The 15,771-nt window shown below is 66.1% G+C and carries 15 protein-coding genes and 1 tRNA gene; 6 read left to right on the top strand and 10 right to left on the bottom strand.

Features of this window, described 5'->3' with window-relative positions:
- Positions 1 to 3 precede the first annotated feature (3 nt).
- The 3 genes from trxB to arsB are packed head-to-tail and all read right to left on the bottom strand — an operon-like array spanning position 4 to position 2,561.
- Entirely contained in the window at positions 4 to 981 is a 978-nt protein-coding gene (gene trxB, locus ACSQ12_RS01205) for a thioredoxin-disulfide reductase (protein ID WP_436066903.1), read from the bottom strand.
- A gap of 36 nt (positions 982 to 1,017) precedes the next feature.
- Positions 1,018 to 1,440: an arsenate reductase ArsC gene (locus tag ACSQ12_RS01200; protein WP_209741622.1), complete on the bottom strand. Its 423-nt coding sequence runs from the start codon at positions 1,438 to 1,440 to the stop codon at positions 1,018 to 1,020.
- 23 nt (positions 1,441 to 1,463) lie between these two features.
- Entirely contained in the window at positions 1,464 to 2,561 is a 1,098-nt protein-coding gene (gene arsB, locus ACSQ12_RS01195) for an ACR3 family arsenite efflux transporter (protein ID WP_436063998.1), read from the bottom strand.
- 108 nt (positions 2,562 to 2,669) lie between these two features.
- Between arsB and ACSQ12_RS01190 the strand changes: the two genes are divergently transcribed.
- Positions 2,670 to 3,020 (top strand): ArsR/SmtB family transcription factor, encoded by a 351-nt coding sequence (locus tag ACSQ12_RS01190; RefSeq protein ID WP_209741624.1) that lies wholly within the window; start codon positions 2,670 to 2,672, stop codon positions 3,018 to 3,020.
- Positions 3,021 to 3,073: 53 nt separating this feature from the next.
- Here the strand turns inward: ACSQ12_RS01190 and arsA are convergent, their stop codons facing one another.
- Together arsA and ACSQ12_RS01180 are read right to left on the bottom strand one after the other, a co-directional pair.
- Positions 3,074 to 4,837 carry an arsenical pump-driving ATPase gene (arsA, locus tag ACSQ12_RS01185; RefSeq protein WP_436063997.1) on the bottom strand — a complete coding sequence of 588 codons (1,764 nt, stop codon included), beginning with the start codon at positions 4,835 to 4,837 and terminating at the stop codon, positions 3,074 to 3,076.
- Positions 4,838 to 4,954: 117 nt separating this feature from the next.
- Positions 4,955 to 5,027 (bottom strand) — tRNA-Lys (locus tag ACSQ12_RS01180).
- Between the two features lie 242 nt (positions 5,028 to 5,269).
- On the opposite strand from ACSQ12_RS01180, the gene ACSQ12_RS01175 reads away from it, so the two are divergent.
- From ACSQ12_RS01175 to ACSQ12_RS01165, 3 genes are all read left to right on the top strand, one after another.
- The gene (locus ACSQ12_RS01175) at positions 5,270 to 5,929 is read left to right on the top strand and encodes a hypothetical protein (RefSeq protein ID WP_209741626.1); all 660 of its coding nucleotides are present in this window, start codon (positions 5,270 to 5,272) and stop codon (positions 5,927 to 5,929) included.
- A 318-nt stretch (positions 5,930 to 6,247) separates the two neighbouring features.
- A complete protein-coding gene (locus ACSQ12_RS01170; protein ID WP_209741627.1) occupies positions 6,248 to 6,865 on the top strand; it encodes a DUF47 domain-containing protein in 618 nt (205 codons plus the stop codon).
- A gap of 1 nt (position 6,866) precedes the next feature.
- Entirely contained in the window at positions 6,867 to 7,883 is a 1,017-nt protein-coding gene (locus ACSQ12_RS01165; protein WP_436063996.1) for an anion permease, read from the top strand.
- A 7-nt stretch (positions 7,884 to 7,890) separates the two neighbouring features.
- Here ACSQ12_RS01165 and pstB read toward each other — a convergent pair whose 3' ends face one another.
- The 4 genes from pstB to pstS form a co-directional block, all read right to left on the bottom strand.
- The gene (gene pstB, locus ACSQ12_RS01160; protein WP_011690076.1) at positions 7,891 to 8,670 is read right to left on the bottom strand and encodes a phosphate ABC transporter ATP-binding protein PstB; all 780 of its coding nucleotides are present in this window, start codon (positions 8,668 to 8,670) and stop codon (positions 7,891 to 7,893) included.
- Positions 8,671 to 8,716: 46 nt separating this feature from the next.
- On the bottom strand, positions 8,717 to 9,826 hold the full coding sequence (gene pstA / locus ACSQ12_RS01155) for a phosphate ABC transporter permease PstA (RefSeq protein ID WP_436063995.1): 1,110 nt from the start codon (positions 9,824 to 9,826) through the stop codon (positions 8,717 to 8,719).
- Positions 9,827 to 10,759, bottom strand: a complete 933-nt coding sequence (gene pstC, locus ACSQ12_RS01150; RefSeq protein WP_209741630.1) for a phosphate ABC transporter permease subunit PstC — start codon at positions 10,757 to 10,759, stop codon at positions 9,827 to 9,829.
- 194 nt (positions 10,760 to 10,953) lie between these two features.
- Positions 10,954 to 12,075 carry a phosphate ABC transporter substrate-binding protein PstS gene (gene pstS / locus ACSQ12_RS01145; protein ID WP_209741631.1) on the bottom strand — a complete coding sequence of 374 codons (1,122 nt, stop codon included), beginning with the start codon at positions 12,073 to 12,075 and terminating at the stop codon, positions 10,954 to 10,956.
- A 234-nt stretch (positions 12,076 to 12,309) separates the two neighbouring features.
- Here pstS and ACSQ12_RS01140 point away from each other — a divergent pair, with 234 nt between their 5' ends.
- Positions 12,310 to 13,437, top strand: coding sequence for an FUSC family protein (locus tag ACSQ12_RS01140; RefSeq protein WP_209741632.1), 1,128 nt, complete (start codon positions 12,310 to 12,312; stop codon positions 13,435 to 13,437).
- A gap of 88 nt (positions 13,438 to 13,525) precedes the next feature.
- Positions 13,526 to 14,899 (top strand): DNA repair protein RadA, encoded by a 1,374-nt coding sequence (gene radA, locus ACSQ12_RS01135; protein WP_436063994.1) that lies wholly within the window; start codon positions 13,526 to 13,528, stop codon positions 14,897 to 14,899.
- 3 nt (positions 14,900 to 14,902) lie between these two features.
- Here radA and ACSQ12_RS01130 read toward each other — a convergent pair whose 3' ends face one another.
- Entirely contained in the window at positions 14,903 to 15,664 is a 762-nt protein-coding gene (locus ACSQ12_RS01130; protein WP_436063993.1) for an SDR family NAD(P)-dependent oxidoreductase, read from the bottom strand.
- Between the last annotated feature and the right edge of the window lie 107 nt (positions 15,665 to 15,771).

The following is a 15,771-nucleotide window of genomic DNA, read 5'->3' as shown; positions in this document are numbered from 1 at the left end:
AATTCAGGCGTGGGTGGGTTCTTCGACCAGGGCGGTCGCGATGCTGTCCGCGTCATCCAGGGCGGCGAGGTAGCGCTCGGCGTCGAGGGCGGCTGCGCACCCGGTGCCTGCGGCGGTGATGGCCTGGCGGTAGCGGTGGTCCACGGCGTCCCCGCAGGCGAAGACGCCGGTCAGGTTGGTGACGGTGGTGGGCGAGTCCACCTTGATGTAGCCCTCGGCATCCAAGTCGACCTGGCCCTCGACGAGTTCGGTGCGGGGCACGTGTCCGATCGCCACGAATATGCCCGTAGCGGCATGTTCACGGGTTTCACCGCTCCGGGTGTCGGTCAGCGTAACGCCGGTGACCTTGGGGTCGCCGTGGATGGCGGTGACGGCGGAGTGCCAGGCGAAACTGATCTTCGGGTTGTCCTTGGCGCGCTGCGCCATGATGCGGGAGGCGCGGAGTTCGCCCTTGCGGACCACCACGGTGACGGTCCGCGCGAAGCGGGTCAGGAAAGTGGCTTCCTCCATGGCGGAGTCCCCGCCGCCGACGACAACGATGTCCTGGTCACGGAAGAAGAAGCCGTCACAGGTGGCGCACCAGGAGACACCGTGGCCGCTGAGCTTCTTCTCCTCGGGCAGGCCGAGCTCTTTGTAGGCGGAACCCGTCGCGAGGATGACGGCGGGCGCCTCGTGGATGTCACCGGCGCCCGTGACCACGCGCTTGAGGTGCCCGGTCAGCGTCACTTCAGTGACGTCGTCGAACACCACCTGCGCGCCGAACCGCTGCGCCTGTTCCTGGAGTCCGTCCATCAGCTCGGGGCCCTGGATGCCGGCGGGGAAGCCCGGGAAGTTCTCAACTTCGGTGGTGTTCATCAGGGCGCCGCCGGCCGTTACCGAGCCGGCCAGGACCAGGGGCCTCAGGCCTGCGCGGGCGGCGTAAATCGCCGCAGTGTAGCCGGCGGGGCCGGATCCGATGATGATCAGCTGTTCGGTGCTCACTTCGGTGCTCATGGAAGGTCTCCTAGGTTCGGGCGGTTACTTGGCGGCGGGGGCAAGGGAGGCGATGAGGTCCTCGATGCGGGCCTTGATGTCGTCCCGAATGGGGCGTACGGCATCCACGCCCTGGCCGGCCGGGTCTTCGAGTTCCCAGTCTTCGTAGCGCTTGCCGGGGAAGATCGGGCAGGTGTCACCGCAGCCCATGGTGATCACGACATCTGATTCCTTGACGGCCTCGGTGGTGAGGACCTTGGGGATTTCGGCGGACATGTCGATGCCGAGTTCGGCCATTGCCTCGACGGCGGCCGGGTTGACCTTGTCGGCAGGCTGGGAACCTGCGGAGCGGACCTCGATGGCGCCCTTGGACAGGGTGGTGAGGAACGCGGCGGCCATCTGGGAGCGGCCGGCATTGTGGACGCAGACGAACAGGACGGAGGGCTTCTTGGCGGTTTCGGTGCTCATCGGTTTCTCCTGGGATTTCTGGATCAGACGGAAAGGGGGCTCGAGGTGAAGTAGCGCTTGCGGGCCCAGAGGGCCGCATAGACCAGTGCAACAAGGACCGGGACTTCAATCAAGGGTCCGACGACGCCGGCCAAGGCCTGCCCGGAGGTCACCCCGAAGGTGCCGATCGCCACGGCGATGGCGAGCTCGAAGTTGTTGCCGGCGGCGGTGAACGCCAGGGTGGTGGTTTTGGCGTAGCCCAGGTCGAGCCACTTCCCGATCAGCATGCCGGCGCCGAATACCACCAGGAAGTAGACCAGCAGGGGCAGGGCGATCCGGACGACGTCGAGCGGGCGCGAAGTGATGGTCCCGCCCTGCAGGGCGAACAGCAGCGTGATGGTGAACAGCAGGCCGTATAGCGCCCACGGTCCGAGCTTCGGCAGGAACGTTCCTTCGTACCAGTCCCGGCCCTTGGCCTTTTCTCCGATCGTGCGGGTAAGGAAGCCGGCCAGCAGCGGGATCCCCAGGAAGACCAGGACGGAAGCGGTGATGGCCCAGAAGGAGAAGTCCGCACTGGTGGTGGGCAGGCCCAGCCAGCCCGGCAGCAGCTGCAGGTAGAACCAGCCAAGGGCGCCGAACGCGATGACCTGGAAGACGGAATTGATGGCAACCAGCACGGCGGCGGCTTCGCGGTCCCCGCAGGCGAGGTCGTTCCAGATCATCACCATGGCGATGCAGCGGGCCAGGCCCACGATGATCAGTCCGGTCCGGTACTCGGGCAGATCCGGAATGAAGACCCAGGCCAAGGCAAACATGAACGCCGGGGCGAGGACCCAGTTCAGCACCAGGGAGGTGATCATGAGCTTCCGGTCCCCGACCACGCGGTGTGCCTGGTCGTAGCGGACTTTCGCCAGCACCGGATACATCATCACCAGTAGCCCGATGGCGATCGGCAGCGAAACTTCGCCCACCTTGACTGCCTCAAGTGCGGTGTTCAGGCCGGGGATGAAGCTGCCCAGGAGCAGGCCCAGGACCATGGCAGCGATGATCCACACCGGCAGGAAGCGGTCCAGGGTGGAAAGTTTGCCAACGACGGCAGCCTCGCCTTCACGGGTGGGCGAAGAAACGGTCTGGGTGCTCACGGGACTCCTGTGCTGCGTTTGTGTCGCTCTGCGGAAAGATTGATGGTTGTCGATATGAAGTATTCCCAACTATATCGATGAATGTCAATCTGTGTGCATAATAGACCCATGAATTCTCTGCAAACTGTTGAGCCGGCCCTCGACGAGGGCTGCTGTGCACCGTCCGGCCGGCCTGTCCTCAGTGCTGAGGATGCCCGGCGCAAGGCCCTCGTGTTCAAGGCCCTCTCCGATCCCAACAGATTGCGACTGCTATCCATCGTCAAGAGCGGCGGGTCCGGGGAGGCCTGCGTCTGCGACCTCACCGAGCCGCTGGACCTGGGGCAGCCCACCGTGTCGCATCACCTTAAGATCCTGGTCGACGCCGGCCTGCTGCACCGGGAGAAGCGCGGCACGTGGGCCTACTACTCCCTCGTTCCCGGCGCCATGGAACAGACGGCAGGCCTCCTGACGTCCCTGTGATCCACAGTCCGGCGGCGGAAAAGTAGTCCGTGGAAGCCGGGTGGGGCCCCACGTCAGGCAGGCAGGGAGCTTAGGGCGGTCAAGGCCGACAACTTCTCCTCGCCGATGGGTTCTTCGGCCAGCAACGGAATGAGCGCCACCCTGTCCGTCAGGGTGCGCACCTTCATGATCTGTTCGATTTCGCTCGCGGCACGGGCCCGCAGGAACGTCGTCCGGGGGTGCGCGGCGGCGATCGAGTTGTTGATGACCCAGGCCCATGGATGAATTCCGGCCCGTTCCAGGTCGCTCTTCAACTCCTCGACTTCCAGCACCGGCGTTGTTTCGGCCAAGGTAACGAGGACAACCTTCGTCCGGGCCGGGTCCTGAAGCCGCATGAGCGGAGTCACGAACCCCATCGTGTCGCCGACCTGTCGCGCGATCTCCCGGTGGTACGAGCCGGTGGCGTCCAGGAGCAGCAGGGTGTGGCCGGTCGGCGCCGTGTCGATCACTACGAAGTGCCGGCGGGATTCCTGCACCACCCTGGAGAACTGCCGGAACACAGCCACCTCGTCCGTGCACGGGGACATCAGGTCCTCAGCGAGGGCCGCGCGCCCGTCATCGTCCAGGCTCCGGCCCTTGGTCTCCATCACATGGCTTCGATATTCCTGGATGGCCGCTTCCGGATCGATGCGGGAAACCTTCAGGCCCGGGATGGAGCCGTGGAGTGTTTCGGTGAGATGGGCTGCGGGATCGGTGGTGGTGAGATGGACCGCATGCCCGCGCTTGGCCAGGGCGACCGCAATGGCGGCCGCGACGGTGGTCTTCCCGACCCCGCCCTTGCCCATGCACATCACGAGGCCGTGCCCGCCGAGCTCCACTTCGTCGACCAGGGCAGCCAGGGGGGCGTCCTCAATCTCGGGGCCCGGCGCGGCGTCATCAGCAATGTGGGCGCCGGAAGTGGGCGCGAACAGGGACTCAAGCGCCGCAATGCCGACCATATTCCCCGGTTTCAGGTCCAGGACATCCCGGGGCAGGCCGGCGACCGCGTCGGGGATGGCTGCGATGGCAGCAGCCTCCCGGGCGCGAAGGGCCTGCGCCAGGTCCTCCTCCCCTGCCGCTTCGGGCAGGACGCCGTTGACAACGACGTAACCGCTGCCGATCCCGATCCGGTTGAGCTCCAGATAGGTCCGCTCGATCTCGCCCAGCGATGATGTCTGCGCACGGCTGACCAGCACAAGCCGGGTCCTGGCCGGGTCCGTGAGGGCCTGGACTGCCTTGGCATACACCTGCTTGTGCTTCTCGAGCCCCGACAAGGGGCCCAGGCAGGACGGGTCCCCCTTGCCGGCTGCCAGGAAATCGGTCCACGAGCCGGGCAGCTGTAACAGCCGGATCGTGTGGCCCGTCGGGGCGGTGTCGAAGACGATGTGGTCATACTCCCCGTAGGAGCTGTCGTCGGCGAGCAGGTTCGTAAATTCATCGAACGAGGCGATCTCCGTGGTGCAGGAACCGGAGAGGCTCTCCGCAATGCCGGCCAATTCAGTCTCGGGCAGGAGTCCGCGGACGGGCGCGATGATCCGTTCCCGGTAGGCTTCGACGGCCTGTTCGGGGTCAATTTCCAGCGCAGAGAGACCTGGTACGTCCTGGATGGCAGTGACGGTGTTCCCGATGGTCACGCCGAAGACCTGTCCCACATTGGACGCGGGGTCGGTGCTGACCAGCAAGACCTTCCGGCCGGCCCTGGCAAGGGTGAGCGCTGTTGCACACGCCACGGAGGTCTTGCCCACGCCACCCTTCCCGGTGAAAAACAGGAAGCGGGGTGCGTTCTGGAGAAACTTCACCCGCACAGCATATCGACAATGGTCGATGCACATAAGGGCAAGCAGTTCCGGGCAACAAAAAACCTCCGGCCTCCTGTCACCAGGAAGCCGGAGGTTTTCCACTCTTCGCTAAAAGAGTGGGCCCTGTGGGGATCGAACCCACGACCCACGGATTAAAAGTCCGATGCTCTACCAACTGAGCTAAAGGCCCCAGCTGACTGCCGTAAATATGCGCGGATGCGCACCTCAACGAACTATCAGCCCAGTCCATTTCTGGACGTTAAATACTGTACCCCACGTCGGGGGCAGCTTTGACACAACGGCACGCGGCGCCGTCGTGCGTTAACGGTGACACCCAAACATCAACAATGGCCGCCAGCGCTTCCCCCAATACTCCTTAAGCAGCCCGGCGGCAAGCTCGATAACAGAACAGCACAGGAGTAGCGTGGGGGCATGAGCGAGCAAGCTGGATCCAAGCCCTACGGCGGTGCAAACCGGCATCACAAGCCCAAGCCTTTTGCGCCCATCGACTTTGAGCCGTTCGCAGGCGGCGCAGACCCTGCCCGGGTCTCCGAGGCTGCGCACCTTGCCGCCCAGGCGCTGGTGCGCCACGGCCGTGACAGCGACGACCCCAAGGTGACCAAGCGCCTCGTCAAGCTTGCGGACGAGCAAGGCCTGGAAGCCATCGCAGAAATGTGGGCGGAAAGCCCGGCCAGGTCACTGCCCGGCGCACTCTGGCGGCTCTACGCGCTGCGGGCCGCCACCATCCAGGACCCCGAGCGGATCTCCGTGTACTTCAAGGCCGGCAAGGACACCGCGCAGGTTTCCAATGTGGTGGCCGGCGCTGCCGAGCCGCCGGGAGCGGACGAAATGAAGACGATGGCGGACGCCATCCTTTCCGGAGCGTTCGACGGCGAGTTCGACGTCGCGCTGGAACGCTCCGCCGCGTTCTGCCGCGTGGTTGCGCTGGGCCAGGCCACCCTGGCCGACGGCGCCGAGCACAGCAACGAGAGCCACGCCAGCAAACTGACCCGCAATTCCCACCTCCTGGTGAAGACCGCCGAGGACCTGGAGCACGCGGCAAACGCCTGGCGGCTGGGCGAACTGGACTGAGGCGAGCCGCGAGGCATCCGTGCGGTGCGGCCTGCTCAACAAGTCCGCCACCGTTACGCACGGAGGGGCCCGGCTGTCAATGTTGACTTGGTTCAGCCAAAGTAGAAAACTGAAACCGGTGCCGAACCGCGAAACCCCCGGGCTTCAACATTTAGCCGCCTAGAGCGGCCTACCGCCGAGAGGCGTATCCGGTTCGGCACCACTTTTATGCCCGCGTGGATCTGCCGGTAAAGTAATCCCCATGTGCGGGTCAACGTCAAGTCACATGGCCCGTGGGCCACATTCCCTGCCGCTCCCTGCCTTCGCCGGAACCCGAAGGTGAAGCTCCGCCTGTTTCCGCAGGAGCCCGCAGGGCTGCACCTGCTCTCGCAGATGGCCCGCCAGATCGTCCTCGCCACCGCGACGCTGGCCGAAATCCTCGGCGTCCCGGCCACCGAGCACAACCGCCTGGTTGAAGACATGCACGATCACGAGGCCAAATCCGCGGAGCTGCACTTCGCACTGCTGACCCACATGCGCACCAGCTTCGTGAATCCGCTCCCCCGCGAGGACATGTACGCCCTCTCCCGCTACCTCAACGAGGCCATGGAGAAGCTGGACGCCGCAGCGGAACTGGTGGCCCTGTACAAGCTCGAACGCCTTCCCAAGCGCGCCGCGGACCAGCTCGAGATCATCAGCCGGCAGGCCGAACTCACCGTGGACGCCATGCGGCAGCTGAACAACCTGGACGATCTGGAGGACTACTGGATCGAGATCCTCCGCCTGGCCAAGCGGGCGGAACGGACCCACCGGGTGTGGGTTGCGGACATGATCAAGGACATGAAATGGGCCCAATACGCCCGGAACCGGGATATTGCCAACCAGCTGGTGGAAGTCACCAAGGACATGCGGCGCATCGCCACCCAGGTAGGCAGCATCATCGTCAAGGAATCCTGACGTGACCCTGTTCTTCTTCGTGGTGGTGGTGCTGTTTGCCGCCGCGTTCGCCTTCCTGAACGGATTCAGGGATGCGTCAACGTCCGTGGCCCTGGCCGTGCGTACCCGGGCCCTGACCCCCACGGTGGCCGTCCTGCTGGCCGCCCTCTTCAACTTCGTCGGAGCCGGGCTGAGCGGGCTCCTGGCGCTGCAGGTGAGCAGAACCTGGATCTCGCTGCCTCCGGGTGAAAACGGTCTGACCATCCTCGCGGCCGGCCTGCTCAGCGCCGTAGCCTGGGGCATTTACACCTGGTGGCGCGGCATTCCCTCCTCGTCCACCCACGCACTGGTGGGCGGGCTGGCCGGCGCGGGCCTGGCCAGCGTGCTGGTGGGCGGCAACGCGGTGGGCGGAGTGAACAATTCCCTGCTTTTCCAGGTGGTGCTGCCCCTCCTGCTGTCCCCTGTCATCGCATTTGTGGGCGCGTACCTGCTGGTGTGGCCGGCCACCTGGGCGGCGCGCTACACCCCGCCCAGCGTAGTGAACAGCCGCTCCCGCAGGACCCAGGCCATCGCCGCCGGGGCGGTGGCCTTCGGCCACGGCCTCCAGGACGGACAGCGGACCAGCGCCGTGTTGCTCCTGGCGCTCCTCGCCGCCGGCCTGTCCGACGGCGCCGGCATCCCCGGCTGGGTGCCGCTGCTTACCGCGGCGATGCTGGCGGCCGGAACGCTGGCCGGAGGCTGGCGCATTTCCTACACCATCGGCTACAAGCTCACCCGGATCGATCCGCTTCGGGGCTTCGTGGCCCAGCTCTACAGCTCGGTCATCCTGCTGCTCGGCGCCATCGGGCTGCAGTGGCCCATTTCCACCACGCACACGGTGACGGCGGCCGTGCTGGGTGCCGGCAGCAACCAGGGCTTCCCGGTAACCAACCGCAGGCTGGTGCTCCGGATCCTGGCGTTCTGGGTACTCACGCCCGCGCTGACGGCGGCTGCCGCCTTCGTGCTGGAGCTCTCGCTCTCGCCCCTCACAAACCTCTAGGTGTCGCTTATCCGAAGCGGCCGGAGACGTAATCCTCCGTGGCCTTCTGGGTGGGGTTGCTGAAGATGGTGTGGGTGTCTCCCACTTCGATCAACTTGCCCGGCTTGCCGGTTCCGGCGATGTTGAAGAACGCGGTCCGGTCCGAGACGCGCGCGGCCTGCTGCATGTTGTGCGTAACGATGACCACCGTGTACTGGTCCTTGAGGTCGTTGATGAGGTCCTCAATGGCCAGCGTGGAAATGGGATCAAGCGCGGAGCAGGGCTCGTCCATCAGGATGACCTGCGGTTCCACGGCAATGGCACGCGCAATGCACAGGCGCTGCTGCTGGCCGCCGGAAAGACCGGACCCCGGCTTGGCCAGGCGGTCCTTCACCTCGTTCCACAGGTTGGCGCCCTGCAGGGAGCGCTCCACGAGGGCGTCGGCCTCGCCCTTGGAGATCTTCTGGTTGTTCAGCTTCACCCCGGCCAGGACGTTGTCCCGGATGGACATGGTGGGGAACGGGTTGGGCCGCTGGAACACCATGCCGATCTGCGAGCGGACGGTCACGGGGTCCACGCCGGGTCCGTAGAGGTTGTCACCGTCCAGCAGCACTTCGCCTTCAACCCGGGCGCCCGGAATCACTTCGTGCATGCGGTTCAGCGTCCGCAGGAACGTGGACTTGCCACAGCCGGACGGGCCGATGAATGCCGTGACGGACTTGGCTTCGATGTTGATGTTGACGTCCTCAACGGCCAGGAACTTGCCGTAGTAGACGTTCAAATCCTTGACGTCGATGCGCTTAGACATGGTATTCCTTCACTTGCTGGATACGAATTGAATTTTACCGGCGGAGCTAGCGGCCGGTCTTGGGTGCGAAGATCCTGGCGATGAGCCGTGCGCCGAGGTTCAGCAGCATGACCAGGATGATGAGCACCAGCGCGGCACCCCATGCCCGCTGCGAGGACGGATCCGGGTTGGACGGCGAGGTGGGGTTCAGGATCTGGGTGTAGATGAACGTGGGCAGGGAGGCCATCCAGCCGCTGAACACGTTGGTGTTGATGTTGGTGGCGAAGCCTGCGGTCACCAGGATCGGGGCGGTTTCGCCGATCACGCGGGCAATCGCCAGGGTGACGCCGGACGCGATGCCGGAGATCGCCGTCGGAATGACCACCTTGAGGATGGTGCGCCATTTGCGGACGCCCAGGGCGTACGCAGCTTCGCGGAGTTCGTTGGGGACGATCTTCAGCATTTCCTCGCTGGAACGCACCACCACCGGGATCATCAGGACGGAAAGCGCGACGGCGGCCACAGCCCCCGTTTTGGTGCCGGGACCCACCACGGCGAAGAAGAACGCGGCGGCGAAGAGGCCGGCGACGATCGAGGGGATGCCCGTCATGACGTCCACGAAGAACGTGATGGCGCGGGCCAGCGGGCGGTCCTCGCCGTACTCCACAAGGTAGACCGCGGTCAGCAGGCCCACCGGAACCGAGATAACCGTGGCCAGCAGGGTGATCTGGATGGTGCCCAGGAGCGCGTGGTAGATGCCGCCCACGACGGGCGCGCCCTCCTCCGTGCTCTTGTTGTCGAAGGCCCCGGTGACACCGTTCATGGAGGTGGTGAGGAAGCCCGGATCCAAGAGGCCGGGGAGCCCGTTGACCAGGACGGTCCAGATCACTGAGATCAGCGGCAGCAGGGCCACCAGGAAGGAACCGACCACCAGGCAGGTGGCCAGCTTGTCCTTGGCCCTGCGTGCTCCTTCGACGGCGGCGCTCCAGCCCACCAGGCCGGCCGTGAACAAGATGGCCGAGACGATGCCCCAACCGAACGCGTTGAAGCCGATCACGGCCAGGATGGCGGCGCCGACCACCAGGGCAAGGGCCAGTACAACGTACGGCGCGAACTTGGGCAGCTGGCCCTTGGTGAGCGCGGAGCGCTTGCGGACCGGGGTGAGGGTGGAGGTCATTTAGTTGGCTCCCGAGAATTCTTTGTGCCGGCTGATGATCCAGCGGGCAATCATGTTGACGCCGAGCGTGATGACGAACAGGACCAGGCCTGCCGCGATCAGCGTGCTCACCTTCAAGCCGCTGGCCTCCGGGAAGTTCAGGGCGATTTCGGCGGCGATGGTCTGGTTGCCGGACTGGATCAGGCTGGCGGTGAGGGCGCCGGAGGAGAGCACCAGTGCTACGGCCATGGTTTCGCCGAGTGCCCGGCCCAGGCCCAGCATCACGGCGCTGACGATGCCCGGGCGGCCAAACGGAAGAACGGCCATTTTGATCATTTCCCAGCGGGTGGCACCCAGGGCCAGGGCGGCTTCCTCGTGCAGCTTGGGGGTCTGCAGGAAGATTTCGCGGCTCAACGAGGTGATGATGGGAAGGACCATCACGGCCAGCACGATGCCGGCGGTGAGGATGGTCTTGCCGGTGGCGGACGCGGGGCCCTGGAAGATGGGCAGCCAGCCCATGTTGTTGGCCAGCCAGTCGTAGGCCGGGGAAATCTCCTTGGCCAGGAACGCGGCGCCCCAGGCGCCGTAGACCACCGACGGAATGGCGGCCAGGAGGTCGATCACGTAGCCCAGGCCGGAAGCGAGGCCGCGCGGGGCGAAGTGCGAGATGAAGAGCGCAACACCGATGGCCACGGGGGTGGCGATGACCAGGGCAATGACGGCCGCGATAACAGTGCCGATGACGATCGGCCAGATGTAGGCGAAGAAGCCTTCGCCGCCTTGGATCTTGTCCGGCGAAGCCACGAGGGCCGGGATCGCCTGGACTACCAGGAACAGGGCCACGCCGAAGAGCACGGCAAGGATCAGGCATCCTGCGGCCAGGGCGGCTCCGGAAAAGACCTTGTCTCCGGCGCGGCCTGCGCCCCGGGACTGTGTCAGGGAGGTGGTGGTCACAAACGATCCTCTGGGTTCGAATAGAACCGACTGCCTGGTCCGGGCTGAGCCGGCAAGCAGCGGTGAAACTGGCTGTACTTCGGACAAACACCTAGGTTCCCTGCCCCGCGCGACGGTCTGTGACCGACCCGCACGGGACAGGGAACCTGGCTCAGGCTCGTGTTTCCACTATGCCTTGCTGTGCAGTGAATCCCCTAGGACTTGACCTTGATGGATTCGATGGCCTTGGCAGCCTTCTCCTGGAGGGACTTGGAGAGGGGAGCGGACTTCGCGGCGTCAGCGGCGGCCTGCTGGCCGGCATCGGACACTACGTAGTTTTCGAAGGCCTTGACCAGGTCAACGGTTTCCTTCTTGTCGTAGGTGGAGCACACCACGTGGAAGGAGACCAGGACAACCGGGTAGGCGCCTTCGATGGTGGTCTTGCGGTCCAGCTTGATGGAAAGGTCGTTGGCGGAACGGCCTTCCACCGGCTTGCCGGCGTCCACGGCCTTGGCCGCAGCCTCGGCGGAGATCTTGGTGAAGGTATCGCCGACCTTGACCTGGGCGATGCCAAGCTTGCCGCTGACGGCCGAGTCATCGGCGTAGGTTACGGCGCCCGGGGTGTCGGTGACGGTCTTGACCACGCCGGAGGTGCCCTTGGCGTTCTCGCCCTTCAGGGATGCGGGCCAGACGCCGGCAGCCTTGTCGGTCCAGACCTCCGGAGCTGCGGCGGCCAGGTAGTCGGTGAAGTTGCTGGTGGTGCCGGAGTCATCGGAACGGTTGACCGGCGTGACCTTGAGGTCCGGCAGCTTGGCGTCCGGGTTCATTGCCGCGATGGCGGGATCGTTCCAGTTGGCGATTTCGCCGCGGAAGATCTTGGCCACGGTGGCGGCGTCCAGCTTCAGTTCCTTGACATCCGGAATGTTGAAGGCGATGGCGATCGGGGAGATGTACACCGGAATGTTGATGGCACCCTCGGGGCCGCACTTTTCCTTGGAGCTGGCGAGCTCCTCGTCCTTGAGGTAGGCGTCGGAACCGGCGAACTGGGCCGAACCGTCGATGATGGCCTTGCGTCCAGCGCCGGAGCCATCCGGGGAGTACTGCACGGAGGCGCCCTGGTTGGCGGACGCGAAGTTGGTCTTCCATACGTCCATGGCCGCGCCCTGGGCGGAGGAACCGATGCCGGTCAGCGTGCCGGTGACGTTCGCCCCCGTGGCGGACGGGGCGCCGGACTGGCCGGTGCCCGTGGCGTTGTCGGAACCGCAGGCGGTGAGCGCGAGTGCGCCGGCTGCGATGACAGCGATAGCCGCGTGGCGGCCGAAGCGGAGTGCCTTCACTGATGTACCCCTTCCAGGGATTTCTGATGCGTAGCGGACCGGAGACGTCCGAACATAAGAAGTTGCGTACTTTTTGTACCTTCATTGAAGTTAGGGGCCGCAGGTAACGGGATGTGGGGACCAAAGTGAACGGAGGGTTAACGACGGCGGGACATCGGCTTACATGTGCAGCGTCACCATTGCGCACATCACATCTCCGGTCGTAGTGCAACGCCAGTGAATAGACTGGAACGCATGGCCATCCCAGCAGGACTTTCAGCAAGCGGGCGTTTCCTGCGCGGCCGCATCCGTACCGGCCTGGTCCGGAGCCGCAACTCGCTGATCCCCGCCGTCCAGATGACCGGCTGCGCCGTGGGGGCTTATGCCTTCGCCGAGTACGTACTGGGGCATTCGGGTCCCCTGTTCGCGGCAACGTCGTCGCTGATCGCCTTGGGCTTCTCGCGGGAGCCCCGGCTGCGCCGGGTGGTTGAGGTGGGCCTTGGCTGCACCATCGGCATTGCGGTGGGCGACCTGCTCCTGCACTGGCTGGGCGGCGACATCTGGGTGGCCGCCGTCGTGCTCCTCACCTCCATCCTGCTGGCGCGTTTCCTGGACAGCGGCAACATCTTCACCACCCAACTAGGGCTGCAATCGCTCCTGGTGGTGCTGCTGCCGGCGCCCGCCGGAGGCCCGTTCACCCGCAGCATCGATGCGATAGTGGGCGGACTGTTCGCGCTGCTGGTCACCATCCTCATCCCCAAGGATCCCCGGCGGGAACCGCGCAAGGACGTCCGGAAACTGCTGCACGAGCTCGCCGAAGTGCTGCGCGAATGCGCGCAGGCCCTCATCAAGAGCGACTCCACCCAGGCATGGCATGCCCTGATCCGCGGCCGGAACTGCCAGCCCCTGGTGGACGCAATGCGCCATACCCTGCGCGCTTCCGGTGAGGTGGCCACGCTCGCACCGGCGTACCGCAGGCACCGCGATGAGCTGGACCGGCTCGAGCAGTCGCTGGACTTCATCGACCTGGCGCTCCGTAACAGCCGCGTTTTTGCGCGCAGGCTGACCAGTGCCATCAACCATGCCGCGTTGTCCGACGAAGCCACCGAAAACATCGCCGAGGTGCTGCAGGAAACCGCCGCCGCCATCGACGAGCTGTCCCTGGGCCTTGCCGAAACGCACGACGGCGCTCGGCGGGCCCATCTCCGGACGGCCCGGCAGGACCTGAGCGGGATCGCACTGCGCCTGCACCCGAAGCTGCTGGAAGTCCAGCGCCTCGAGGGCGAAACGGTGGTCATGCTGTTCCGCCCGCTGATGGTGGACCTGCTCGAAGCCAGCGGAATGGACTCCCGGGAGGCCAGGGACATTCTCCCGCCGCTGTAGTAGCAGGATCCCGCTGGTTGAACTCGTCGAAGCCGGGACCCCGACGAGCTGGCGCCGGGATGTCACTGCCCCCGGATAGTGTGGAGCAATGGCAACCAAGACTTCCCGGGCATCCAAAGCCCCGGCCTACAAATGCGCCGAATGCGGCTGGACCACCGTCAAATGGGTGGGGCGCTGTGGCGAGTGCCAGGCATGGGGCACCGTGGAGGAAACCGGCGCCGCCGTTGCGCGCACGACGGCGGCCACCACCGTTGTGGAGCCCGCCCGCCGGATCGCCGACGTCGATGCCACCACCGCGGCGTTCCTCCCCACGGGCGTGGATGAACTGGACCGCGTGCTCGGCGGCGGGCTGGTTCCGGGCGCCGTGATCCTGCTGGCCGGCGAGCCCGGGGTGGGCAAGTCCACGCTGCTCCTGGATGTTGCCGCCAAGTTCGCCCGCACGGCGCAGGATGTCCTCTACATCACGGGTGAGGAATCCGCTGCGCAGGTCAAACTGCGGGCGGACCGGATCGACGCTGTTGCAGAGTCCCTCTACCTTTCGGCCGAAACGGATCTTGGCCAGGCGCTCGGGCAAGTGGAGAAGCTGGAACCGCGGCTGCTGGTGGTGGACTCCGTCCAGACCCTCAGCAGTGCCGACGTCGAGGGCAGCGCCGGCGGCGTCTCCCAGGTGCGCGAGGTGGCCGCCTCCCTGATCGCCGCGGCCAAGCGCCGCAACATGACCACGCTCCTGGTGGGGCACGTGACCAAGGACGGCTCCATCGCCGGGCCCCGCCTCCTGGAGCACCTGGTGGACGTGGTCTGCCAGTTCGAGGGCGAGCGCCACTCGCGGCTCCGGCTGCTGCGGGCCGTGAAAAACCGGTACGGACCCACGGACGACGTCGGCTGCTTCGACCTCAATGAGGACGGCATCGTAGGCCTTGCCGATCCCAGCGGCCTGTTCGTCTCCCGGACCAAGGAGCCAGTGTCCGGCACGTGCATCACCGTGACTGTGGAAGGCCGCCGGCCGCTGCTGGCGGAGGTGCAGTCGCTCCTGGCCGAGAGCGCCAGTTCGCAGCCCCGCCGTGCCACCAGCGGCCTGGACAGCTCCCGGGTGGCCATGCTGCTTGCCGTGCTCCAGCAGCGCGCCGGCTGCCTGCTGCACAAGGATGATTCCTATGTGGCAACGGTGGGCGGCGTGAAGCTCAGCGAGCCGGCAACCGACCTTGCCGTGGCGCTGGCCGTGGCTTCGGCCAAGGCAAAAAAGCCGCTGCCCATCCGGCTGATTGCCTTTGGCGAGGTGGGACTGGCCGGTGAAGTCCGTCCCGTTCCGGGCATCAACCAGCGCATCCAGGAAGCCCACCGGCTGGGCTTTACCCACGCCGTGGTCCCGGCAAGCCCCAACGGCCCCGGACCGGTTCCCGCCGGTTTCTCCGTTCGGGAAGTGGGGCATCTGGCCGAAGCCCTGAGCCTGCTCATCAGCTGAGCGTCAGATGGTGGACCAGCCCCCGTCGCTGGGCAGAATCGCTCCGTTGACGTTGGCCGAGTCCTCGCTGAGCAGCCAGGTTATGGCTGCGGCGAGCTGGGCGGGCTGCGCCACCGAACCTACGGTGGCCTGCAGGATGGGGCCGATCCGCCCTGCCGCGAAGTCCGACTTCCAGGGCGCCTCGATGTTGGTGGCAACAGCCCCCGGTGCCACCGCGTTCGCCCGGATCCCCTGGGGTCCATAAAAGAACGCCACGCTCTTGGTGAAGCCCACCAGCGCGTGCTTGGACGACGTGTAGGCCACGCCGGAAGCGGACGCCCGCAGCGACGCCTCGGACGCAACGTTCACGATGGTGCCCGTTCCGGCCGCCAGCATCAGCGGCAGGACCGCCCGGGTGAGGCGCATGGGGCCTGTCAGGTTGACGCTGAACACCCTGTCCCAGGTGGCATCGTCCACCTCGGCCGGCGGCAGGAAGGCGTCCATTATCCCTGCGACGTTGGCCAGCCCGTCCACCCGGCCGTCGGCGGCAGCCACAATCGCGGCGGTGGTCTCCGCCTCGGCCACGTCTCCGGTGACCGTGACGACGTCGAACTCGCGCAGTCCGGCGGCAAGGTCCACCAGCCGCTGCTCCAGAACGTCCGTGGCGATGACCCTCGCGCCCTCATGTGCCAGGCGGGTGGCGGTGGCCAGTCCGATCCCGGAGCCCGCTCCGGTCACGATCACGGTTTGCCCCGCGAAGCGGGAGGGGTACGCGGCTGGCGGCATGGCCTGCTCCTCGGCCTAGGTGGCCCCGGGCAGGGGCGCGGCTATGGTTACAGGCTCCGCCCTGCGGACAGTCCTCCACAAGCGACTTAGGACCCTAGTGAAGTCCG

It is taken from the genome of Arthrobacter sp. LjRoot14, from assembly GCF_964253905.1.
Taxonomy (GTDB): domain Bacteria; phylum Actinomycetota; class Actinomycetes; order Actinomycetales; family Micrococcaceae; genus Arthrobacter.
Note: the sequence above shows the minus strand (reverse complement) of the source record. Positions and strands in the feature narration are given on the sequence as shown.